Origin of the sequence: Pseudomonas sp. BN415, assembly GCF_029871195.1 — a bacterium.
GTDB classification, from domain to species: domain Bacteria; phylum Pseudomonadota; class Gammaproteobacteria; order Pseudomonadales; family Pseudomonadaceae; genus Metapseudomonas; species Metapseudomonas resinovorans.
In genome coordinates this window covers 114402-136563 of record NZ_SSOK01000053.1, presented here as the reverse complement: position 1 = coordinate 136563, position 22162 = coordinate 114402, and the positions used below count along the sequence as shown (strand labels likewise).

Here is a 22162-nt window from a genome sequence, read left to right as displayed (position 1 = left end):
GCGGGAAGGCGCGGGCCTCGGGCCGGCGAAATCGTGTCGGGGGTCACGCGCTGCGGGTGTCGGCGGTGACGGCTGGCAAGTACAGTAACAGCTTGTACAGGCAAGAAAAAAGGGCCAGCCTGCGGCTAGCTGGCCAGCATTCTGACCACAATCCGGAAATTTTCGCAGAGGTACCAATCTTGGGTGAACGTAGCCATGGTTTGCAGTCATGGATCGACCGCCTCAACGAGGCCGAATTGCCCGCGCTGGCCGCGGTGGTGCAGGACTTGCACCAGATGGCCCAACAGGACAAATCCTCCGTGCAGCAGTTGGCCGATGTGCTGCTACGTGACGCGACCTTGACGTCCAAGGTGCTGAAGGTCGCCAACAGCGTCTATTACAACCCCTCCCAGGAGGCGATCCGCACGATCTCCCGCGCCATCGTACTGATCGGTTTCGAGAGCGTGCGTCTGATAGGTCTTTCAGTGAGCCTGATCGACAGCCTGCTGACTTGCGGCCCGCGGGAGCAATTGCCGGCGCTTCTGGCGCGTTCCTTCCATGCCGCAGTGCAGGCACGCAACATTGCAGGCTACCTGCTGGCGCGCAGCCAGGAAGAGGTATTCATTGCCGCCCTGCTGCACAACCTGGGGGAACTGGCGTTCTGGGGCTGTGGCGGCGATCAGGCCGACGAGCTGGCTGCCGCCCTGTCGCAACCGGGGATCGACGAAGAGCAGGCCGTACGCGACGTGCTGGGTACCAGCTTTCGCCAACTCACCTTGGGTCTGGTGCGCAGCTGGAACCTGGGGGAGCTGGCGAGCCTCGCCCACGCCGGCTCGTCCCAGAGTGACCCTGCGGTGAAGGCTGTGAGCTTGGGTGTGCGCATCAGTGAGTCAGCCCTGCAGGGCTGGGACTCTCCAGCCATGACGCTACTGGTGGAGCAGTTTGCCAGCCTGGTGGGCCTCGGTCGGGAGGAGGCGATGCAGCAGGTTCTGGCCAATGCCGATGAGGCGGTCAAGGTGGCGACGACCTTTGGCGCCAGCAAGCTTTGCCACCTGATTCCTCACACTGACCCGGAACAGATTCGCGTGCAGCGCGAGCAGCGCCAGGCGCGGTTGCTTCAACCCAACCTGCTGGTCATGCAACAGGCCCTGCAGGAACTGGGCATGCTGGTGTCGCGCAAGGCAGACGTCAACCTGGTGCTGGATACCCTGCTCCAGGGCTTGCACAGGGGGGCCGGGATAGAGCGGGTAATGGTGGCGGTGCTGGCAGACCAGCGCAGTCGCTTCACGGCGCGCCGCGCAGTGGGTGAGGGCAGCGAGCGATGGCTGAGTGACTTCGCCTTGCCGGCCGACCTGCCCGAACAGGCCAATCTGTTCAGCTACGTCTTGCGTACTCGCGAGACCTTGTGGATGGGCGTTCCCGCCAGTTACAGCCTGAACGACCTGGTGACGCGCCCGATGCGCGAGTGGCTGGGGCAGGGGATGTTCTTCGTCGCGCCACTGCTGGCCGGCAAGCGCGAGATCGGGGTGATCTACGCTGATTGCCGACTTTCGGGCCGGGCGCTCAGGCATGAGCAGTTCGTGGCATTTCAGCATTTCGCCCAGGCAGCGGGGCGGTGCCTGGCGGCGATGGCGCAAAAGTAGCCGCGGGCAGCGGGCGCGAGGCTCAGCGGGCGGGCTGCAGGCGTATTGGGGGCGCGCCTTGGTCGGCGCCCATCTGTGCCCTATGGGCGGAGGGTGTCAGGGCAGGTAGACGGTCAGGGTCTGGCCCGGCTTCAAGCCGGTGCCACTGCGCGGATTCCAGCGTTGCAGGTGTTTCATCTCGACGTTGAAGCGCTTGGCGATCAGGTAGAGGGAGTCGCCCCGCTTGACCTTGTAATAGGTCACTGATTCACGGTCCTTGCCCTTGGACTTGCTGCCTTGGCTGGCGCTGGCGACCTGAATGGCGCCGCCTTGCAGTTTCAGGACCTGACCGGTCTTCAGGTGATTGCCCTTGAGCTGGTTCCAGCGCTTGATGTCCTGCACATTCACCTTGTAATCGCGAGCGATGGTCCAGAGGTTGTCGCCACTCTTCACCTTGTGGCTGCGCGTTGGGGTGGGTGCAGGAGCATTGGCGACGTTCTGGAACAGCGGTTGTCCGGGCTTCAGTCCTGGCTCGACCGGAATGCTCAATTTCTGGCCTACACGCAGGTGGTTGCCGGAAAGGCCATTGATTTCCTTCAGGGTCTTGACCGTTACGTGATAGCGGTTGGCGATGCCGTGCAGGCTGTCGCCATTGCGCACCCGGTACTGCTGCCAGTCCACCAGCTCCTGGGGTTTCATCAGGGCGAGGTTGGCGGTCAGTAGCTCGGCCTTCTCGGTCGGCACCAGCAGGTGCTGCGGGCCGTCCATGGTGATGCGCTTCTTGAAGGCCGGGTTGAGCTGGTACATCTCGTCGGCGTCCATGTCGGCCAGCTCGGCCACCTGCGACAGGTCGAGGCGCTGCTGCTTGACTTCCACCACTTCGAAGTAGGGTTCGTTGGCGATGGGATCGAGGTTCACGCCATAGGCTTCAGGTGCCATCACCAGTTGCGATAGTGCCAGCAGCTTGGGCACATAATCCTGGGTTTCCTTGGGCAGCGGCAGGTTCCAGTAGTCGGTCGGCAGGCCGAGCTTCTGATTACGCTCGATGGCACGGCTGACGGTGCCTTCGCCCGCATTGTAGGCGGCCAGTGCTAGCAGCCAGTCGCCGTTGAACATCTCGTGCAGGCGTTCCAGGTAGTTCAGCGCGGCGTTGGTGGAGGCGGTGATATCGCGACGGCCGTCGTACCAGTTGGTCTGGCGCAGGTTGAAGTAGCGGCCCGTGGACGGAATGAACTGCCAGATGCCCACGGCTTGGCTGCGCGAATAGGCAAAGGGGTTATAGGCGCTTTCCACCACCGGCAGCAGGGCAAGCTCCAGGGGCATGTTGCGCTCTTCCAGGCGCTCTACCACGTAGTGGATATAGAGGCTGCCACGCTCGCTGGCGCTTTCCAGGAAGGAGGGCTTGCTGACGTACCAGAGGCGCTGGCGCTCAATACGCGGGTTTACGCCGATTTCATCCTGCAGCTTGAAACCGTTGCGCATGCGGTCCCAGATGTCCTGAGGCTCGCGCTCGGTTTCGGCTTCTTCCAGCCACTGGGGATGCTGGTTCATGCCCAGCGCGCGGTCTGTGTCGCGGCCCTGGTCATCGTCCTTCTGGCCCATGCCAGAACAGCCTGCAAGCGTAGCCGCACACACCACAACGAGCGCTCGCGCGGCTCGTGCCAATGCATCCAGGTCGAAGGTTCTGAACGGCGTAGATAACATTGGCTGTGAGGTTTTTCCGGCAAAAAAGTCCGGCGATTCTAGAAATCGACCTATGGTTGGTCAAGTTTTCACCAGTCCGCCAAAGCTTGACCGACTGTTCAGAACTGGTCTTTCCAGGCTCGGAGGGTGGCGAAGACCTCGGTTGGCGTAGGGTTATCCCGGCCGGCCCGCTCGTCGGCCATTTGTTTAACGGATGTTTCGGTTACCCGCAGGAAGGGGTTGGTGGCCAGTTCCAGGGCGATGGTAGATGGCAAGCTGATCCCCCCTTGCTCGCGCAGCCGGGTGACTTCGTCGAATCGCGTGGACGTAGCACGGTTGGTGGGCTCCACTGCCTTGGCAAAGCGCAGGTTGCTGAGCGTGTACTCATGGGTGCAGTAGATGCGGGTGGTCACCGGCAGTGCTGCCAGACGGGTGAGGGAGTGGTGCATCTGTTCCGGGGTGCCTTCGAACAGACGGCCACAGCCGGCGGCGAATAGCGTATCGCCGCAGAACAGTAGCGGTTGCCTGGCGTCCGCATGGTAGTAAGCGATATGGCCCAGGGTATGGCCAGGGACTTCGATCACCTGGAACTCCAGGCCCAGCACCTGTACCCGGTCGCCTTCGTCCAGGGCCTGGTCGCGCGAGGGGATCTTTTCCCGGGACGGCCCCAGCACGCGGGCGCCGCAGGCTTCCTTCAGGCGAGCCACGCCGCCGATGTGATCGTGGTGGTGGTGGGTGACCAGGATGTCCGTCAGCTGCCAGCCGGGATGGGCTTCAAGCCAGGCCAGTACCGGCCCGGCGTCACCCGGGTCGACCACCGCGCAGCGGCGGTTTTCGGCATCTTGCAGCAGCCAGAGGTAGTTGTCGGAGAAGGCGGGGAGGGCATCAATCTGGATCATGAAGGGAGTCGCCAAGCAGAGAGCAATGGAGCATCTTAGGGCTCTGACGCAGGAGATTGCCATGACCGAGAAAGCATTCGCTCAAGCCGATGCCGACTGGCTCGAGCTGATCACCGGGGCTCGTTCCTGGTTTGCAGGCCCGTTGGGCGGGTTGATGCTGTTCGAAGAGCAGCGGTTGCTGGAGGACGAACTGGCGCGCTACTTCGGCGGTTACCTGGTGCATTACGGCCCGCGCGCGGAATTACCACCCGGCGCCAAGCAGATCCAGCGCTGCGTCCACTTGGGTGCGCCCCTTCCGGGGGTGGAAATCGCCTGCGAAGAGGCCGCCTGGCCCTTGAGCGAGCATGCCGCCGACGTTGTGGTGTTGCAGCATGGCCTGGATTTCTGTCTTTCTCCCCATAGCCTGTTGCGCGAGGCTGCACGCAGTGTGCGGCCCGGCGGTCACCTGATCATCGTCGGGGTCAATCCATGGAGTGCCTGGGGCGTGCGCCATTTCTTCGCTCGCGATGCCCTGCGCCAGGCGCGCTGCATCTCGCCAACGCGGGTCAACGACTGGCTCAACCTGCTGGGGTTCGCGCTGGAGAAACGACGCTTCGGGTGCTATCGTCCGCCGCTCGCTTCAGCCGCCTGGCAATCCCGCCTGGCCCGCCTGGAGCGTTGGGGCGCCGCCGGACAAGGATTCGGTGCGGGCTTCTATCTATTGGTGGCGCGCAAGTTGGTGATCGGCTTGCGGCCACTGCGTCAGTCCCGGCGTGAGCCCATGGGCAAGCTGGTTCCGATGCCGGTGGCCAAGGTCAGCCGGTGCGATTCGAAACATGAGGCATAAGTGAGCGATCTGGTCGAGATCTATACCGATGGCGCCTGCAAGGGCAATCCCGGCCCTGGCGGCTGGGGTGCGCTGCTGGTCTACAAGGGCGCCGAGCGCGAACTTTGGGGTGGCGAGCGCGATACCACCAACAACCGCATGGAGCTGATGGCCGCCATCATGGGGCTGGTCGCGCTAAAGCGTTCATGCGAGGTGAAAATCATCACCGACTCCCAGTACGTGATGCAGGGCATCACTGAATGGATGCCCAACTGGAAGAAGCGCGGCTGGAAAACCGCGTCCAAGCAGCCGGTGAAGAATGCCGATCTCTGGCAGGCCCTGGACGAGCAGGTGAATCGCCACAACGTGCGCTGGCAGTGGGTGCGCGGCCATACCGGCCACCCCGGCAACGAGCGGGCCGACCAGTTGGCCAATCGGGGTGTCGCTGAGTTGAATGCCCGCTAGAATTCCGCCCCTGCGGCAATCTCCTTCATAGGTTCTGAACATGCGTTATGTAGTGCTCGACACTGAAACCACCGGCATGCCGGTTACCGATGGTCACCGGGTCATCGAGATCGGCTGCGTCGAGATGGAAGGTCGGCGCCTGACCGGGCGGCACTTCCACGTTTACCTGCAACCTGATCGCGAGGTGGATGAAGGCGCTATCGCGGTGCACGGTATCACCAACGAGTTCCTAGTGGGCAAGCCGCGCTTCAAGGATGTTGCCGATGAGTTCTTCGAATTCATCAAGGGCGCCGAGCTGATCATCCACAACGCGGCGTTCGACATCGGCTTCATCAATAACGAGTTCGCCCTGTTGGGGCAGTCCGACCGCAGCGACGTCACCGAGCACTGCACAGTGCTCGACACCCTGATGATGGCCCGCGAGCGCCATCCGGGGCAGCGCAACAGTCTGGACGCCCTGTGCAAGCGCTACGACGTCGACAACTCCAACCGTGAACTGCACGGCGCATTGCTCGACGCCGAGATCCTCGCCGACGTCTATCTGGCGATGACCGGTGGCCAGACCAACTTGTCCCTCGCCGGCGATGGTGGCGACGGCAGCGGTGGTCGTGCTCAGGCTTCGCCAATCCGCCGTCTGCCCGCCGATCGCCCACGCAGCCGAGTGATCCGCGCCAGTGAAGAAGAGCTGGCTGCCCATGCTTCCCGCCTGGCGGCCATCGAAAAGTCTGCCGGCTCACCCGCACTCTGGGTTCAGATGGACGCGCCGCCGGCTTCCTGATTGCGACTTTTACGTACAGCCAGTGGCAGCAGGGGTACCGCCCCTGCGAACGAGCTTCTACCCTGAGGGCATAGGCGGGCAGGCCCGCCCCTCAGGGAGCCGCAATGTATAAAGAGCTCAAGTTCCCCGTCCTCATCGTCCACCGCGACATCAAGGCTGACACTGTTGCCGGCGACCGGGTGCGCAGCATCGCCCGTGAGCTCGAGCAAGAAGGCTTCACCATTCTCTCCACCGCCAGCTCCGCCGAAGGGCGCATCGTTGCTTCGACCCATCATGGTCTCGCTTGCATCCTGGTCGCTGCCGAAGGCGCCGGGGAGAACCAGCGGCTGTTGCAGGACATGGTGGAGTTGATCCGCGTTGCGCGGGTGCGTGCGCCGCAGCTACCGATCTTCGCCCTCGGCGAGCAGGTGACCATTGAGAATGCGCCGGCTGAGGCCATGGCGGACCTCAACCAACTGCGCGGCCTGCTTTATCTTTACGAAGACACCGTGCCTTTCCTGGCACGCCAGGTGGCCCGCGCCGCTCGCAGTTATCTGGAAGGGTTGCTGCCGCCGTTCTTCCGCGCCCTGGTGGAACACACCGCGCAATCCAATTACTCCTGGCACACGCCGGGGCATGGTGGCGGCGTCGCTTATCGCAAGAGCCCGGTAGGCCAGGCGTTCCACCAGTTTTTTGGCGAAAACACGCTGCGCTCGGACCTTTCGGTATCGGTGCCGGAACTGGGGTCTCTGCTCGATCACACCGGTCCGCTGGCCGAAGCCGAAGCGCGGGCGGCGCAAAACTTCGGGGCCGACCACACGTTCTTCGTGATCAACGGCACCTCCACTGCGAACAAGATCGTGTGGCACTCCATGGTGGGCCGCGATGACCTGGTGCTTGTGGACCGCAACTGCCACAAGTCCATCGTCCACTCGATCATCATGACAGGCGCCATTCCGCTGTATCTGACGCCGGAGCGCAACGAGTTGGGCATCATCGGGCCGATCCCGCTCAGCGAGTTCAGCCGTGAGTCGATCCAGGCAAAAATCGACGCCAGCCCCCTGGCCAAAGGCCGCGAGCCCAAGGTCAAGCTGGCAGTGGTGACCAACTCCACCTATGACGGCCTCTGCTACAACGCCGAACTGATCAAGCAGGCCCTGGGCGACTCGGTGGACGTGCTGCATTTCGATGAGGCCTGGTACGCCTATGCCGCCTTCCACGAGTTCTACGCTGGGCGCTACGGCATGTGTACCGGCCGGGATGAACGCTCGCCGCTAGTGTTCACCACCCACTCCACCCACAAGCTGCTGGCGGCGTTCAGCCAGGCTTCGATGATCCACGTGCAGGATGGCGGCGCGCGCCGGCTGGACCGGCATCGTTTCAACGAAGCCTTCATGATGCACATCTCCACCTCGCCCCAGTACGGCATCATCGCCTCGCTCGATGTGGCGTCGGCGATGATGGAAGGGCCCGCCGGGCGCTCGCTGATCCAGGAAACCTTCGACGAGGCGCTGCGTTTTCGCCGGGCACTGGCCAATGTGCGACAGAACCTGACGACCGACGACTGGTGGTTCGGCATCTGGCAACCGCCGCGGGTGGAAGGCGCCGACAGCGTAGCCACGGTGGACTGGCTACTGCGCCCGGATGCCGATTGGCACGGTTTCGGCGATGTGGCGGAAGACTATGTGCTGATCGACCCGATCAAGGTCACGCTGGTAACGCCGGGCCTGACCGCCGATGGCAAGCTGGGCGATCAGGGCATTCCCGCGGCCGTCGTCAGCAAGTTCCTCTGGGAGCGTGGGCTGGTGGTGGAGAAGACCGGCCTCTATTCCTTCCTGGTGCTGTTCTCCATGGGGATCACCAAGGGCAAGTGGAGCACGCTTCTCACCGAGCTGTTGGAGTTCAAGCGCGGCTACGACGCCAACCAGAGCCTGGCCGAGGCGTTGCCCTCGATCGCTACCGCCCATGCGGCCCGTTATGCCGGCATGGGGTTGCGCGACCTCTGCGACGCGTTGCATGCCTGCTACCGCAACAGCGCTACGCCAAAAGCGTTGCGACGCATGTACACGAAACTGCCGGAGCTGGCGATGAAGCCAGCCGATGCCTACGACAACCTGGTGCGTGGCGAAGTGGAGGCCGTGCCGCTGGACAAGCTGCAAGGGCGCATTGCGGCTGTGATGCTGGTGCCCTATCCGCCGGGCATACCGCTGATCATGCCGGGTGAGCGCTTCACCCCGGAAACCCGCGCAATAATCGACTACCTGGAATTCGCGCGCACCTTCGACCTGAGCTTCCCTGGGTTCGATATCGATGTGCATGGCCTCAACTGTCAGGAAAGTCCTACAGGTCGCTGCTATACAGTGGACTGCATCAAGGAATAAATCGGCCAGCGGGGGACGCGATGGCGACTGGGGAAGGGGAGAAGATGCGGGGCAGCATGGGCTTCTGGACCTGCACCGCGCTGGTGGTCGGCAACATGATTGGCTCGGGGGTGTTCCTGTTGCCTTCCAGCCTTGCGGCCTACGGTGGGCTTAGCCTGTTCGGCTGGCTGATCTCCAGCACTGGCGCCGTGATCCTCGCCCTCACCTTCGCCCGCCTGGCGCGGCTCAGTCCGGCGGCTGGCGGACCTTATGCCTACACGCGAGACGGATTCGGCAACTTCGCCGGCTACCTTTGTGCCTGGACCTACTGGAAGGCAGCCTGGATCGGCAATGCCGCCATTTCGGTGACGCTGGTCGGTTACCTGCAGGTATTCATCCCGGCCTTGCGCGACCCGGTGCTGATGGTGGCCACGGCGATCGGCGCCATCTGGCTCTGTACCCTGATCAACCTGCGTGGCATCGGTGCCTTCGGCCTGGCGCAGAACCTGCTGACGGTGCTCAAGCTGGTGCCCCTGCTGCTGGTGGGCGTGCTGGGCTGGTTTTCCTTCAATCCCGAGTACCTGCGAATACCCGAGGCAAGCGAACTTCCCGGTGGGGTTGGCTACGCCCAGGCCATCGCCACCACGGCGGCGCTGACGCTCTGGTCCTTCATTGGCCTTGAGTCGGCAACCGTGCCGGCGGACCACGTGGAGAACCCGAAACGCACCATCCCGCGGGCCACGGTGTTCGGCACCCTGGTGGCGGCCGGCGTGTACATCCTTTCGATCACTGCTGTGCAGGGCGTGTTGCCACCCGAGGTGCTGGCGCGCTCCACCGCACCCTTCGCCGACGCGGCGCGGGTGCTGGTAGGGGAGTGGGGCTACCACCTGGTGGCCGGTGGCGCGGTGATCGCGTGTCTCGGTGCGCTGAACGGCTGGGTCCTGCTGCAGGGCCAGATCCCCATGGCCACCGCCCGCGACGGCCTGCTGCCGGAGTCCCTGGCCAAGACCAACAAGCACGGCGTGCCGGCCAATGGCCTGCTGATTTCCGGGGTGCTGGTCACCGCGCTGGTGCTGGTGGATGGCCAGGGCGATCTGGTGGACGTGTTCAACGTGATCATCCTGCTCGGCACCATGACGGGCGTCGTGCCTTATGCCTTCTGCACCGCCGCCCTGCTGCAGCAACTGGCGGTGAAACCCGGCGATTTCTCCGAGGGCGAGCGTGGGCGGCTGGTGGCTATCGGCGTGCTGGGTTTCGTCTACTCCATCTGGGCCCTGTATGGCACCGGTGAGCAGGCCATCTTCTGGGGCTTCCTCGTGCTGATGGCCGGTATCCCGCTCTACACCTGGCGCCAGTGGCGCAACCGGGTGCAGGCGGACGCCGCCGTCAGAGCCAATGGCTGACAGCCCACCAGCCGAGCACGCCCATCACGATGGTGTAGGGCAGCGCCATCCACACCATGCGTCCGTATGACAGGCGCACCAGCGGTGCGATGGATGAGGTGAGCAGGAAGAGGAAGGCTGCCTGGCCGTTGGGGGTCGCCACACTGGGCAGGTTGGTGCCGGTATTGATGGCCACTGCCAGGGTGTCGAAGTGCTCGCGGGTCATGCCGCCGGAGTCCAGCACGTTCTTCACTTCTGTGATGTAGATGGTGGCGACGAAGACGTTGTCGCTGATGGCCGAGAGCAGGCCATTGGCGATGAACAACATGCCTGGCTGCTCATCCGCCGGCAGTGCCAACACCGCGTGAATGATCGGGGTGAACAGGTGCTGCTGCTGGATGACCGCCACCACCGCGAAGAATGTCACCAGCAGGGCGGTGAAGGGCAGGGCATCCTGGAAGGCGCGGCCGATCTGGTGTTCATCGGTCACACCGTTGAGGCTGGTGATCAGCACGATCACCAGCAAGCCGATCAGGCCCACCTCGGCCAGGTGCAGCGCCAGGCAGAGGATCAGGATCAGCGCCGCCGCGCCTTGCACCATGAGAGCGATGCGCTGGGACTGGGTGCGTCGGGCATTTTCTTCAGCGTCGAAATGGGCCAGTACCTGGCGCACGCTCTCCGGCAGTTCGGCGCCGTAGCCAAACCAGCGCAGCTTCTCCAACAACACGCAAGTCAGCAGGCCCGCAGCCAGCACCGGCATCGAGACCGGTGCCACGCGCAGGAAGAACTCCTTGAAGTGCCAGCCGGCCTCATGGCCGATCAGCAGATTCTGCGGCTCGCCCACCAGGGTGCAGACGCCGCCCAAGGCGGTACCCACAGCGGCGTGCATCAGCAGGCTGCGGAGGAAGGCGCGGAAGGCGTCGAGGTCATCACGGCTGGCGCTGGTCACTTCATGGTCGGAGTCGTGGCTGTGCTCGTCACCCGCGCCCTTGCCGGAGGCCACGCGGTGGTAGACGGCATAGAAGCCCACGGCAACGCTGATGATCACCGCGGTCACGGTCAGGGCATCGAGGAAAGCCGACAGGAAGGCCGCCAGCAGGCAGAACATCAGCGCCAGCACGGTCTTGCTGCGCACCCCGAGCAGCAGGCGGGAGAACAGCAGGAGCAGCAGGTCCTTCATGAAATAGATCCCCGCCACCATGAACATCAGCAACAGGAGCACCGGGAAATTGTGCTCCAGCTCCTTGTACACCGCGTCGGGAGTCGCCAGGCCGAGTAGCAGGGCCTGTATCACGAGCAGGCCGCCGGGCAGCAACGGATAGCACTTGAGCGCCATCGCCAGGGTGAAGATGAACTCGCCCACCAGCAACCACGAACACAGAACGGGGCCCAGCAGCCAGAGCACCAGCGGGTTCAGCAGCAGGAACGCGATGATCGACAGCTTGTACCAGCGGGGTGAGTTGCCGAGGAAGTTGCGACCGAGGGCGGCGGCGGGCGAGGCGGGCATTGAGGTTGTCCTTGGTCTTCTAATTGTTGGAGGGCGCTGGGAAGGTGCCAGCCCGGTCCCTGTAGATCAAGCGTTTAAGCCGGGTTTTCGATGTGAAGTGGCAGTTGCATGGCGTGGTCTGCGTCACAGTGGGCAGCATCGACTTTTACATCGTGCTTGTTATAGTTGCCGGGCTTCCTGAACGACTCCATTTCTGTGGCGCACGCCGAGGACTGTCCCGTGCCTGATTACAAAGCCTTCCGCGTAGAGTTGGCAGACAAGATCGCCCATGTGCAAATCAATCGTCCGGAAAAGATCAACGCGATGAACGCCGATTTCTGGAAAGAGATCGTCGAGATCTTCCGCGAGATCGAAGACAACGACGAAGTGCGGGTGGTGGTGCTTTCCGGTGCGGGCAAGCATTTCTCGTCCGGCATCGACCTGATGATGCTGGCTTCTGTCGGCGCGCAATTGGGGCCGGACGCGGGCCGCAATGCGCGGGCCTTACGACGCAAGATTCTCGAACTGCAGGCCTCGTTCAACGCGGTCGACAACTGCAGCAAGCCAGTGATCGCAGCTATCCAGGGCTATTGCCTGGGTGGTGCCATCGACCTGATCTCCGCCTGCGATATGCGCTATTCGACTGTCGACGCGCAGTTCTCCATCAAGGAAATCGACATCGGAATGGCGGCAGATGTCGGCACTTTGCAGAGACTGCCGCGGATCATCGGTGACGGCATGATGCGCGAGCTGGCCTACACCGGCCGCACTATCGACGGTGAAGAGGCGCAGCGCCTTGGGCTGGTCAACCGCACCTACTCCGACCAGGACAGCCTGCTCGATGGCGTGTTCGGCATCGCCCTTGAGATTGCCGCCAAGTCGCCCATTGCAGTGCGCGGCACCAAGGAAATGATCCGCTACATGCGTGACCACCGCGTCGACGATGGCCTTGAGTACATCGCTACCTGGAACGCCGCCATGCTGCAATCGGCCGATTTGCGCGTGGCCATGACAGCCCACATGAGCAAACAGAAGCCAGAGTTCGCTGACTGATGCGCTACCGCACACTCGCGCGGGAGGCGCATTAAGGCATGGTCACTGGAGTCACTTCGCTTGGGCTGGTGCGCGACGAATTGTTCGCCACCATGGAGCAGGCTGAACACAGCCTCGAGCAGTTCATCGCCGAACGCCAGAATGGCAGCCTGTTGCAGCAGGCGGTAGAGGCCATGCACCAGGTGCGTGGCACACTCAAACTGATTGAGCTGACCGGCGCTGAACTCCTGGCCCAGGAACTGCTGGACCAGGCGACGGACATTCCCACCGGAGCAGGTGAGGAGCGCGACGTCCAGTTGGCAGCCCAGAGCAATGCGCTGCACGTGCTGCGTCGCTACCTGGAAAACCTGGATGTGCACCGCCAGGAAATGCCTGAGTTGCTGCTGCCGGCGATCAACGACCTGCGCCAGGCCGGCGGCCAGCCGCCGCTGCCGGAAAGCTATTTTTTCAGCGTGCGCCTGGACCAGACGCGCCAAGGGGCGACTGCATGCAGTTTGCCGGCTGGTGCTGATCCGGAGGCTTTGGCCCGACGTTTCCGTCAAGCCTACCAGCAGGGTCTGCTTGGCTTCCTGCGCGGGCAGAAGGTACCCAGTGCCCTGCGCATGATGGAGCGCGCCCTGGGTGGCCTGGAGCGCCTGTTCGCCGAGCAGTCCCGTGGCCGTCTTTGCTGGATCGGCGCGGCCGCCATCGAATCGCAGCTGGACGGCCAGTTGCTGGCGCGCAAGTCGCGCAAGCAACTGTTCTCGCGCCTGGACCGAGAACTCAAGCTGCTTTTGGCCAACTCGGCCTACGAGGCGCCACGCAGCTTGCAGAAAGAACTCCTCTACCTGGTGGCGCTTGCCGACAGCAAGGGGTCACGCTCCCGCGAACTGCGCGAAGTCTTCGGCATGACCGCGCTACCGTTCTCCGATCAGCTCCTGGAACAGGAATACCAGCGCCTGTCAGGGCCGGGGCAGGCGGTGATGCGTTCGTTGTCCTCGGCCATCTTCGAAGAGCTGAACAGCGTCAAGGACATGATCGACCTGATCGAGCGTGGCACCGCGCCGATGGAGTCCTTCGAGAGTCTTCATACCCTGCTGGGCAAGCTGGCCAAGACCTTGGTCATGGTTGGCTTGAACTCCCCCGGCAACGCCTTGCAGTCGCAATTGCCGATGGTTGTCGCCTGGAGCGCAAGCGCGCCGGTTGAGCCCAGTGAGTTGCTCAAGCTGGCCGATGCCGTGCTCTATGTGGAAAGCATGGTGGCCGGTCTCGACAGTGGTGAGCGTCGGGGTGCTCGGCTGGTGGCTGAACCCGGGCACGAGGCGGAATCCTTTGCAAACCACCAACTGGCCGAAGCGCGTATCGTGGTACTGGACGAGGCCCAGGCCGGACTGGCATTGGCCAAGCGCGCCATTACCGCCTACCTCGAGTCCAACGGCGAAAAACCGCACCTGGCCAACGTGCCGGTGAGCCTGCAGGCCGTTCGCGGAGGGCTCTGGTTCCTTGGTCAGGAGCGTGCTGCTGCCTTGGTCGGTGCCTGTGCCGAGTACATCCAACAGCAGATGCTGGAGACCTCTCTCATGCCTTCGGAGCAGATGTTGGAAACCCTGGCGGATGCCCTGACCAGCCTTGAGTACTACCTCGAAGGCGGTGCCGGAATGCGCCGTGGCTTCCAGGTCGACGTCCTCGACCTGGCTGCCAACAGTGTGCGGGCCCTGGGCCTGCCAGTGGCGGCCTGACATGACCGGTGAACGCTGGCATTCCGGCTTGCTGGATGTCTCCAAGCCTGGAGGCTGGGCTGTGGCCCATTGTCGCCAGCAGTTTCTCACCGACAGCAACGGCGTGCTCTTCCCACGTGAGTGGCTGAAGCGCCAGGAACTGCCGGTGTTGGCCGAGCATGGAATCGGCCACTTCGACGGCGATTCCATCTACCTGCTTGAACTGGCCCATCCAACTGAAGTGCCTGGCTGCCATTGGCAGGGCCTGCGCCAGGTCATGCTGCAGGGTGATCCCGATGTATTCCGCATGCTCGGCTATGCCAGCCAGATCGGAACCTGGGCTGACCAGAACCGCTTCTGTGGTAGCTGCGGCCAGCGCATGGAGCCGGTTGCGGGCGAGCGGGCGATGCGCTGTCCGAGTTGCGAAGTCCACCACTATCCGCGACTGTCGCCGAGCATGATCGTGCTGGTCAGTCGTGGTGATGAACTTTTGCTAGCGCGTTCTCCGCGCTTCGTCAGCGGCGTCTACAGCACGCTGGCCGGCTTCGTCGAACCGGGTGAGTCGGTGGAGGAGTGCGTGGCCCGCGAAGTGCGGGAAGAAGTCGGCGTGGAAATCGGCAATATCCAGTACATCGCCAGCCAGAACTGGCCTTTCCCGCATTCGCTGATGCTCGGTTTCCATGCGGAGTACCGTAGCGGCGGGATCGTGCCGCAACCGGGTGAGATCGAAGACGCCCGCTGGTTCCCGGTGGATGCGCTGCCGCCCTTGCCGGCTCAGCGCTCCATCGCGCGCTACCTCATCGACCTCTACGTGGCGCGGCGCCTCGGCTTAGCCGATCCAGTGCTGCCACGCTAGGCGCGCGGTCAGCGCCAACACCACCAGTATGAACACCGGGCGGATGAACTTGGCACCGCCCTTGATGGCGGTCCGCGCGCCCAGGAAAGCACCTGCCATCAATGCCACCCCCATGCTGATGCCCAGCGCCCAGGCCACCTGTCCTGCGGCGATGAAGACCACCAGGGCCATGGCATTGCTGACAAAGTTCATGCTGCGGGCGACGCCACTGGCGCGTACCAGGTCCAGCGGGTAGAGCAGCAGGCTGCTGACGGTCCAGAAGGCACCCGTGCCCGGGCCGGCCACACCGTCGTAGAAACCGAGGCCGAGGCCCTGGGGCCACTGGCGGCCGCGAGGGATGACAGCATCCTGGCTATGCGCCACGTCCGGGGTCTTGCCGAAGAGCAGGTAAAGGCCGCATCCGAAGACCACCACTGGCAGCATCTGATTGAGCCAGGCAGCGGGAAGCCAATGGGCGATCACTGCGCCCAGGGCCGCGCCGATGGCCGTGGCAATCAGTGCATGGCGCCATTTGCCGGGATCGAACAATTTGCGCCGATAGAAGGTGAAGCTGGCGGTGGCCGAGCCGAAGGTGGCGCAAAGTTTGTTGGTGCCCAGTACCAGGTGCGGCGGCAGCCCGGCGGTAAGCAAGGCGGGGATGGTCAGCAGTCCGCCGCCACCGGCGATGGCGTCGATGAATCCGGCGAGAAAGGCGACAGCGGCGAGAATCGCCAGTGTGGCGGGATCGACCGCCAGCTCGAAGGGGAATGGCATGGAAAACGAGGTCCGTGTCTACAACTGCCGCGTGGCTTGTGGCTGCGGCGTGGGGAGTTGCGCATAATGCCGGCATTTTCACGCATAAGGAATGGGCTCCATGCAGTATGACGGCCTGGCCTGGGTAACCGCCCTGCTGGCAGTGTTGGTCGCGGTGGTGGCGGGACGTATCCTCTTCGATCGCGGCTGGTTTCTGGGTTGGCTTCGCGGTACCTGCGGCTTGGCATTCCTGGTTCTGGCGCTGCTGGTGGCATTGGTAGCCAAGGACCTGTGGAGCTACAACGCACTGCCTGAAGACAAGCCGCTGGTGACCCTGAACTTCAAGTCCACGGGCTCGCAGAGCTACCAGGTCACGCTACTGGAGGGCGGCACCGAGCGTGAGGTGTTGCTGGATGGCGACCTGTGGCAATTGGATGCGCGACTGTTCAAGTGGAAAGGCCTGGGTGAGTTGCTCGGCCTGCAACCGGGCTACCGCCTGGAGCGACTATCCGGGCGCTTCCTCGCCATCGAACAGCAGGCGCTGGCCCAGCATCCTCGTGTGCAATTGGCGGCGAGCCCATACGGCGTTGATCTGTGGCGCTGGTTGCGACTGGACCAGCGTGACTTCTTCCTGTTCGTGCCAGAGGCGCAGCGCGTGACCTATCTGCCAATGGCCGATGGGGCCGTCTATTCCGTGAGCCTGTCGCCCACAGGTCTGCTGGCTCAACCGTTGAATCAGGTGGCCAAGGAAGCATTGAAGGACTGGCGCTGATTCCGGGCTCGTTGTCTGGGAAACCGCACTTTGGGCTAATTCGCGCAGGATGCGACGCCCAAAGATCGATTCAGCGGTAGGGTGGACCACGCTTCACCGGTCCACCAATCGAGGACCGGCCTGGCGCAGCCGATGGATGAAAAGCGCCGTCCACCCTACTGGATTACGGCGTTGACATTGAATCTCCCACTAAATCGCAGACATGAAAAAGGGAGCCCTCGGGCTCCCTTTTTTCATGGGCGACATCCTCAGGAAAGGAAGCCGCCGTCGACGTTCAGGGCAACGCCGGTCGTGTAGCTGGAGGCATCGCTGGCGAGGTAGAGGACCGTGCCGGCCATCTCGCTTGGGTCCGCGACGCGCTTGAGCGGGATGCGTTGCAGGGCGACGTTGAGGATGGCGTCGTTCTTCACCAGGGCCGAGGCGAACTTGGTGTCGGTCAGGCCCGGCAGCAGGGCGTTGCAGCGAATGCCGAACTGGGCGCATTCCTTGGCGAAGACCTTGGTCATGCTGATCACGGCGGCCTTGGTCACCGAATAGATGCCCTGGAATTCGCCCGGGGATACGCCGTTGATGGATGCGACGTTGATGATGCTGCCGCCGCCGTTCTGCTTCATCAGCTTGCCGGCTTCGATGGACATGAAGTAGTAGCCACGGATGTTGACGTCCACGGTCTTCTGGAAGGCCGACAGGTCAGTGTCCAGCACGTTGCAGAACTGCGGGTTGGTGGCGGCGTTGTTGACCAGGATGTCGAGGCGGCCGAACTTCTCGCGGATCTCGGCGAAGACGCTCTGGATCTGCTCCATTTCGCCGATGTGGCAGGCGATGGCGGTGGCCTGGCCGCCTTCGGCGATGATGGCGTCAGCAACGGCCTGGCAGCCTTCGATCTTGCGGCTGGAAACGATTACGTGGGCGCCTTGCTGGGCCAGCAGCTTGGCAATGGCTTCACCGATACCGCGGCTGGCGCCGGAAACGAAGGCGATCTTGCCGTCGAGGTCGAACAGATGGGTCTTGGACATGGGGTACCCCTTGTTGTAAGCCGGTTTACAGCCGTGATTGGTTGATGACTTGCAGGCTCATCTGCTCCAGCAGCTTGTTCATGTGAATGAACTGTGCGAAGCGCTTGTCCTGCGTCTGCCCGTGGAAGTAGCGGTAGTAAATCTGCTGCACAATGCCGGCCAGGCGGAACAGGCCGTAGGTGTAGTAGAAGTCGAGGTTGTCGATGCGCGGCAGGCCGGCGCGCTCGGCGTAGTAGTCGGCGAACTCCTGGCGGGTCAGCATGCCTGGCAGGTGGCTCGGCTGACGACGCATCAACTGCACGGGGGCCGGGTCTTTGGCTTCAATCCAGTAGGCGAGGGTGTTGCCCAGGTCCATGAGCGGATCCCCGATGGTGGTCAGTTCCCAATCCAGTACCCCGATGATCTCCATCGAGTTGTTCGGATCGAGGATCACGTTGTCGAAGCGGTAATCGTTGTGGACGATGGCCGGCTTGTGGTGGTCGGCCGGCATCTTGTCGCGCAGCCACGCCTTGACCGGTTCCCAGGTCGGGGCGTCCGGGGTCAGGGCCTTCTCGTAGCGGTCGGTCCAGCCGGCGATCTGGCGCTGCACATAGCCTTCTGGCCTGCCCAGATCGCCCAGGCCGCAGGCCTTGTAGTCGACATTGTGCAGCTCCACCAGCTTGTCGATGAAGCTCAGGCACAGTTCGCGGGCCTGGCCTTCATCGAGCGTCATGTCGGCCGGCAGGTCGGCGCGCAGGATCACGCCGTTGACGCGTTCCATCACGTAGAACTCGGCGCCGATCACCGATTCGTCGGTGCAGTGCACATAGGCCTTGGGGCAGTACGGGAAACCGGCGTTGAGCTGGTTGAGGATGCGGAACTCACGGCCCATGTCGTGCGCGGACTTGGCCTTGTGGCCGAAGGGCGGGCGGCGCAGCACGAACTCCTGGTTGGGGTATTCCAGCAGGTAGGTCAGGTTGGAGGCGCCGCCAGGGAACTGGCTGATGCGCGGGGTACCTTCCAGGCCGGGAATGCTGGCCTTGAGGTATTGGTCGATAACGGCGGCGTCGAGCTCTTCGCCTTCGCGGATACGGGTGGACTGATCAGTAAGCGTCATGCTTATCCCTTCTACTTATGATGGGGGCCCGAGACTATTCGCTAATCTAATGCCGCTTCAGGGGCGTCACAAGCCGAACGAGCCGTTATAGACAAAGGTGTTGCAGCACAATCAGGCTGCCTGATTCGCCCGTGCCGCTTGCGTCGGGCGAAAAAAAACCGGAGCCCATGGACTCCGGTTTCTTGGTGCATGGCTTGTCGCGAGGAAAGCTTAGACCGGGAACAGTTCGCCGAGCTTCATGGCCAGCATCATGTCGCCTTCGGCGCGCAGCTTGCCCGCCATGAAGGCCTGCATGCCGTCGGTTTCGCCGGTCATGATGCCCACCAGGGTGGCGCTGTCCATGATCAGGGTGACGTTCGGGTTCGGGGCATCGCCTTGCTGTACGTCGCAGGTGCCGTCCTTGACCACCAGGTAGTGGTTGTCGCCGTCTTCGATGTTGAACTGGAATACCAGGTCCAGGCCAGCGGCGGCACCGGCGTTGAACTTGGACTGCATGGTTTTGACGATGTCAGCAACGTTGGTCATGGTGTTTTCCTTTTTCTAGGGTTTTTTCTAGCGGCTTGTTCCAGCCGCAATGGGCCGGGCTCAGCGATAAGTGATGAGCTCCGGCGCCTTCAACAGTTCCAGGTGCACATGACTGTTGAAGGAAGCCAGGGTCACCTCGCTACCGCGGAACTTCAGGCGATTGAGCGAGGTGTTGACGATCTGCCAGTTGAGCCCGAAGGCGCTTTCGGCCGGAATGCCGGCAACCAGGTGGAGCAGGGCGGTGATAGTGCCGCCGGAGGTGAATACGGCAATATTCTGTTTGCTGTCCGCCTGGGCCAGGATGCGCTCCAGGCCTCCGCGAACCTGTTCGACGAACTCCAGCCAGCTTTGTAGCCCCGGCCTGTGGTGGGTGCCTGAGACCCAGCGCAGGATCAGCTTGGAGAACAGTCGTTGGAACTCGGCGCGGTTTTGCGCGGCATTGCGCAAGACGTGCAAGGCTTCGGGCTCTTCCGGTAGCAGGTCGGGGAGCAGGGCGCGGATCACCGCGTCTGCATCGAACTCGTTGAAGGCCGGGTCGATATCGATGGCGGGCGCTGCCAGGCCGGCAGCGCTGAATTGCGCCAGGGCAGATTGCGCCGTGTGCTGTTGGCGGCGGAGGTCACCGCTGTAGCAGCGATCAAAGCGCAAGCCCAGTTGGGCGAGGTGCTCGCCGAGTATCTCTGCCTGACGAATGCCGATGGGCGAAAGCACATCGTAGTCGTCGGCGCCGAAGGAAGCCTGGCCATGTCGAATCAGGTAGATGCTGCCCACGTACGCTGCCGTCCCGCGAGGTTGAAAGTTCCGCGAGGGTATGAGGAAGCCTTAGGCCTGTCAACGAAAAAACATACGCTTGTTTGAATGCATTCCCACTGTTTATGCAGACGTTTCAGCTCGCTGGCGAGCAGGGGTTCGCACCGTTATGCTTGCTGGTCTTTGCGCCGCCGAAAGGCTGGCGCCAGTGGGGATGACAAGGGGGATACACGTGGAATTCTTTGCCGAGTATGCAGGCTTTCTGGCCAGGACGGTGACCGTGCTGGTGGCCATCCTGGTGGTGCTGGCGGCTATCGCCGCACTGCGTGGTCGCAACCGGCGCGTGGCCAGCGGCCATCTGGATGTCCGCAAGCTCAACGATTTCTACAAGGACTTGCGCGAGCGCCTGGAGCACTCGGTATTGGACAAGGCGAGCCTGAAATCACTGCGCAAGGCCGAAGCCAAAGCGGCGAAACAGGCGAAGAAGTCGGCAGGGCAGAAGTCGCGGATCTTCGTGTTGGACTTCGATGGCGATATCAAGGCCTCGGCTACCGATCACCTGCGTCATGAAGTGACTGCACTGCTGTCCATGGCCACGGACAAGGACGAGGTGGTGGTGCGCCTGGAGAGCGGTGGCGGCATGGTGCACAGCTACGGCCTGGCGTCGTCGCAACTGGCCCGCATTCGTGACGCCGGTGTGCCGCTCACCATCTGTGTGGACAAGGTGGCTGCCAGCGGCGGATACATGATGGCGTGCATCGGCCAGAAGATCCTTGCCGCGCCGTTTTCCATCATCGGCTCCATTGGTGTCGTGGCACAGCTGCCCAATGTGCACCGCTTGCTGAAGAAGCACGATATCGACTTCGAAGTGCTCACTGCCGGCGAGTACAAGCGCACCCTCACGGTGTTTGGTGAGAACACCGAGAAGGGACGACAGAAGTTCCAGGAAGACCTCGAGACCACCCATGAGCTGTTCAAGGGTTTCGTCAGTCGCTACCGACCTGAGCTGGACATGGCCGAAATCGCCACGGGCGAGGTCTGGCTGGGCATGGCGGCGTTGGAGAAGCAACTGGTGGACGAGCTGCGCACCAGCGACGAGTACCTGGCTGAACGCGCCAAGGAAGCCGAGCTGTTCCACCTGCACTATGCGGCGCGCAAAAGCTTGCAGGAGCGCGTCGGCCTTGCCGCCAGTGTGGCCATCGATCGAGTGCTGCTGAACTGGTGGGGACGCCTCAGTCAGCAGCGTTTCTGGCAATGAGCCCAACGGGCCCGGACTGGTTCAGGCCAGTTCGGGCAGCAGCACGCTTTGCCACAGGGAGCGTTCGTACTGCGGTTTGAAGAAGCCGAAGTGACCGATGCTTTTCTCGCCCACATCCGCCGGGGCGATGCGCTTGAAACTCTTCTGCGCCTGGCGATAGAAGCTGTGCAGCGACTCGGTGTTGCGCCCGGACATCATCTCGTCGTCGGTGAAGGAGATGGAGGTAATCGGGGTGCGTACCGCGGAATAGGCTTCCCGCACACGCTCACCTTCGGCGCCCACCGCGTATTCCGGGTTCAGGCACCAGCGGCGCCACTGTTGAATCACGCCCTTGGGCAGGTCGCCCACCATGCCCAGGCGCTTGCCAGGGAAGTAGCCGGCCAGAGGCGTGACCAGCGGTGCCACCAGGAACCACAACAGCCAGACCCGACGACGCAGCTCAGCGGTGTTTTCCCGCCAGTAGCCGCTGCCGGTGGCGATGGTCAGCACCTTGCTGATGCGCTCGGCTCCTTCGACGAAAGGCAGGATCTGCCCGCCCAGGCTGTGGCCGATCCAGTACAGCGGCTTGTCCCCGGCCGCGTTGGCCACGAGCGAAAGCATGGTGCTGCAGTCATGGCGGGCCCAATCGAGGATATCCACGTCCAGGTCTCGCAGGTGACCGTTGCGAGATTGGCCCATACCGACATAGTCGAAAGTGGCAACCAGATAACCGCGTTCCGCTAGCCAGGTGGCAAAGGGAGCGTAATAGCGCTGGGGTACGCCCATGGCGGGTACTATCAGCACCGCGGCCAGGGCCTCGCCTTCGGGGCGGAACCAATTGGTGCTGATGAGGTGGCCGTTGCCGTTGTCGATCCGGGATTCTGTCGAACTGATCATTGCATCCGTCCTGGCGTTGGAAAGGGCTTCTGGGAAAACGCGAACCCGGGCAGTATACGAAAGCTAGAAAGTTATTCTAGAAAAATATTCTAG

The 22162-nt window shown here is 63.0% G+C and carries 20 protein-coding genes; 11 read left to right on the top strand and 9 right to left on the bottom strand.

Going from position 1 to position 22162, the window contains the following annotated elements; genetic code table 11:
* Positions 1–179 precede the first annotated feature (179 nt).
* Positions 180–1622, top strand: coding sequence for an HDOD domain-containing protein (locus tag E8F20_RS13780; RefSeq protein WP_280284202.1), 1443 nt, complete (start codon positions 180–182; stop codon positions 1620–1622).
* A gap of 96 nt (positions 1623–1718) precedes the next feature.
* Here E8F20_RS13780 and E8F20_RS13775 read toward each other — a convergent pair whose 3' ends face one another.
* Positions 1719–3305 (bottom strand): LysM peptidoglycan-binding domain-containing protein, encoded by a 1587-nt coding sequence (locus tag E8F20_RS13775; protein ID WP_280284201.1) that lies wholly within the window; start codon positions 3303–3305, stop codon positions 1719–1721.
* 98 nt (positions 3306–3403) lie between these two features.
* The gene (gene gloB / locus E8F20_RS13770) at positions 3404–4183 is read right to left on the bottom strand and encodes a hydroxyacylglutathione hydrolase (protein ID WP_280284200.1); all 780 of its coding nucleotides are present in this window, start codon (positions 4181–4183) and stop codon (positions 3404–3406) included.
* A gap of 61 nt (positions 4184–4244) precedes the next feature.
* On the opposite strand from gloB, the gene E8F20_RS13765 reads away from it, so the two are divergent.
* The 5 genes from E8F20_RS13765 to E8F20_RS13745 all read left to right on the top strand — a co-directional run bounded on the left by E8F20_RS13765 (position 4245) and on the right by E8F20_RS13745 (position 9973).
* Positions 4245–5009, top strand: coding sequence for a methyltransferase domain-containing protein (locus tag E8F20_RS13765; RefSeq protein WP_280284199.1), 765 nt, complete (start codon positions 4245–4247; stop codon positions 5007–5009).
* Positions 5010–5453 (top strand): ribonuclease HI, encoded by a 444-nt coding sequence (gene rnhA, locus E8F20_RS13760; protein WP_280284198.1) that lies wholly within the window; start codon positions 5010–5012, stop codon positions 5451–5453.
* Between the two features lie 40 nt (positions 5454–5493).
* On the top strand, positions 5494–6231 hold the full coding sequence (gene dnaQ, locus E8F20_RS13755; RefSeq protein WP_280284197.1) for a DNA polymerase III subunit epsilon: 738 nt from the start codon (positions 5494–5496) through the stop codon (positions 6229–6231).
* Positions 6232–6335: 104 nt separating this feature from the next.
* A complete protein-coding gene (locus E8F20_RS13750) occupies positions 6336–8591 on the top strand; it encodes an arginine/lysine/ornithine decarboxylase (RefSeq protein ID WP_280284196.1) in 2256 nt (751 codons plus the stop codon).
* 20 nt (positions 8592–8611) lie between these two features.
* Positions 8612–9973, top strand: a complete 1362-nt coding sequence (locus tag E8F20_RS13745) for an amino acid permease (RefSeq protein WP_280284195.1) — start codon at positions 8612–8614, stop codon at positions 9971–9973.
* On the opposite strand, the gene nhaB is transcribed toward E8F20_RS13745, so the two are convergent.
* Positions 9957–11459 (bottom strand): sodium/proton antiporter NhaB, encoded by a 1503-nt coding sequence (gene nhaB / locus E8F20_RS13740; RefSeq protein WP_280284194.1) that lies wholly within the window; start codon positions 11457–11459, stop codon positions 9957–9959. The two genes, E8F20_RS13745 and nhaB, sit on opposite strands and share 17 nt — an antisense overlap.
* Positions 11460–11678: 219 nt before the next feature.
* Here nhaB and E8F20_RS13735 point away from each other — a divergent pair, with 219 nt between their 5' ends.
* From E8F20_RS13735 to nudC, 3 genes are read left to right on the top strand one after another with little or no spacing between them, the layout of a single operon-like run.
* On the top strand, positions 11679–12491 hold the full coding sequence (locus E8F20_RS13735; RefSeq protein ID WP_280284193.1) for a crotonase/enoyl-CoA hydratase family protein: 813 nt from the start codon (positions 11679–11681) through the stop codon (positions 12489–12491).
* A gap of 38 nt (positions 12492–12529) precedes the next feature.
* Positions 12530–14209, top strand: coding sequence for a ferrous iron transporter B (locus tag E8F20_RS13730; RefSeq protein ID WP_280284192.1), 1680 nt, complete (start codon positions 12530–12532; stop codon positions 14207–14209).
* 1 nt (position 14210) lies between these two features.
* A complete protein-coding gene (gene nudC / locus E8F20_RS13725) occupies positions 14211–15044 on the top strand; it encodes an NAD(+) diphosphatase (protein ID WP_280284191.1) in 834 nt (277 codons plus the stop codon).
* Here nudC and E8F20_RS13720 read toward each other — a convergent pair.
* A complete protein-coding gene (locus E8F20_RS13720) occupies positions 15018–15797 on the bottom strand; it encodes a TSUP family transporter (protein ID WP_280284190.1) in 780 nt (259 codons plus the stop codon). The two genes, nudC and E8F20_RS13720, sit on opposite strands and share 27 nt — an antisense overlap.
* Before the next feature lie 100 nt (positions 15798–15897).
* On the opposite strand from E8F20_RS13720, the gene E8F20_RS13715 reads away from it, so the two are divergent.
* Positions 15898–16548, top strand: coding sequence for a hypothetical protein (locus E8F20_RS13715; protein WP_280284189.1), 651 nt, complete (start codon positions 15898–15900; stop codon positions 16546–16548).
* Positions 16549–16796: 248 nt separating this feature from the next.
* On the opposite strand, the gene E8F20_RS13710 is transcribed toward E8F20_RS13715, so the two are convergent.
* From E8F20_RS13710 to E8F20_RS13695, 4 genes are all read right to left on the bottom strand, one after another.
* Positions 16797–17564: an SDR family oxidoreductase gene (locus E8F20_RS13710; RefSeq protein ID WP_280284188.1), complete on the bottom strand. Its 768-nt coding sequence runs from the start codon at positions 17562–17564 to the stop codon at positions 16797–16799.
* 25 nt (positions 17565–17589) lie between these two features.
* A complete protein-coding gene (locus tag E8F20_RS13705) occupies positions 17590–18660 on the bottom strand; it encodes a phosphotransferase family protein (RefSeq protein ID WP_280284187.1) in 1071 nt (356 codons plus the stop codon).
* Between the two features lie 210 nt (positions 18661–18870).
* Positions 18871–19185 carry an SCP2 sterol-binding domain-containing protein gene (locus E8F20_RS13700; protein WP_077526001.1) on the bottom strand — a complete coding sequence of 105 codons (315 nt, stop codon included), beginning with the start codon at positions 19183–19185 and terminating at the stop codon, positions 18871–18873.
* Between the two features lie 60 nt (positions 19186–19245).
* Positions 19246–19956, bottom strand: a complete 711-nt coding sequence (locus E8F20_RS13695; RefSeq protein ID WP_280284186.1) for a histidine phosphatase family protein — start codon at positions 19954–19956, stop codon at positions 19246–19248.
* 211 nt (positions 19957–20167) lie between these two features.
* Between E8F20_RS13695 and sohB the strand changes: the two genes are divergently transcribed.
* A complete protein-coding gene (gene sohB / locus E8F20_RS13690; RefSeq protein WP_280284185.1) occupies positions 20168–21193 on the top strand; it encodes a protease SohB in 1026 nt (341 codons plus the stop codon).
* A gap of 21 nt (positions 21194–21214) precedes the next feature.
* Here sohB and E8F20_RS13685 read toward each other — a convergent pair whose 3' ends face one another.
* Positions 21215–22069 (bottom strand): alpha/beta fold hydrolase, encoded by an 855-nt coding sequence (locus E8F20_RS13685; RefSeq protein WP_028627737.1) that lies wholly within the window; start codon positions 22067–22069, stop codon positions 21215–21217.
* Between the last annotated feature and the right edge of the window lie 93 nt (positions 22070–22162).

Bases quoted from the DNA above. Each gene is read 5' to 3' on its own strand.
- E8F20_RS13775 (WP_280284201.1), bottom strand. From the start codon at position 3,305: ATGTTATCTACGCCGTTCAGAACCTTCGACCTGGATGCATTGGCACGA.
- gloB (WP_280284200.1), bottom strand. From the start codon at position 4,183: ATGATCCAGATTGATGCCCTCCCCGCCTTCTCCGACAACTACCTCTGG.
- E8F20_RS13765 (WP_280284199.1), top strand. From the start codon at position 4,245: ATGACCGAGAAAGCATTCGCTCAAGCCGATGCCGACTGGCTCGAGCTG.
- dnaQ (WP_280284197.1), top strand. From the start codon at position 5,494: ATGCGTTATGTAGTGCTCGACACTGAAACCACCGGCATGCCGGTTACC.
- E8F20_RS13750 (WP_280284196.1), top strand. From the start codon at position 6,336: ATGTATAAAGAGCTCAAGTTCCCCGTCCTCATCGTCCACCGCGACATC.
- E8F20_RS13745 (WP_280284195.1), top strand. From the start codon at position 8,612: ATGGCGACTGGGGAAGGGGAGAAGATGCGGGGCAGCATGGGCTTCTGG.
- nhaB (WP_280284194.1), bottom strand. From the start codon at position 11,459: ATGCCCGCCTCGCCCGCCGCCGCCCTCGGTCGCAACTTCCTCGGCAAC.
- E8F20_RS13730 (WP_280284192.1), top strand. From the start codon at position 12,530: ATGGTCACTGGAGTCACTTCGCTTGGGCTGGTGCGCGACGAATTGTTC.
- nudC (WP_280284191.1), top strand. From the start codon at position 14,211: ATGACCGGTGAACGCTGGCATTCCGGCTTGCTGGATGTCTCCAAGCCT.
- E8F20_RS13720 (WP_280284190.1), bottom strand. From the start codon at position 15,797: ATGCCATTCCCCTTCGAGCTGGCGGTCGATCCCGCCACACTGGCGATT.
- E8F20_RS13715 (WP_280284189.1), top strand. From the start codon at position 15,898: ATGCAGTATGACGGCCTGGCCTGGGTAACCGCCCTGCTGGCAGTGTTG.
- E8F20_RS13710 (WP_280284188.1), bottom strand. From the start codon at position 17,564: ATGTCCAAGACCCATCTGTTCGACCTCGACGGCAAGATCGCCTTCGTT.
- E8F20_RS13705 (WP_280284187.1), bottom strand. From the start codon at position 18,660: ATGACGCTTACTGATCAGTCCACCCGTATCCGCGAAGGCGAAGAGCTC.
- E8F20_RS13700 (WP_077526001.1), bottom strand. From the start codon at position 19,185: ATGACCAACGTTGCTGACATCGTCAAAACCATGCAGTCCAAGTTCAAC.
- E8F20_RS13685 (WP_028627737.1), bottom strand. From the start codon at position 22,069: ATGATCAGTTCGACAGAATCCCGGATCGACAACGGCAACGGCCACCTC.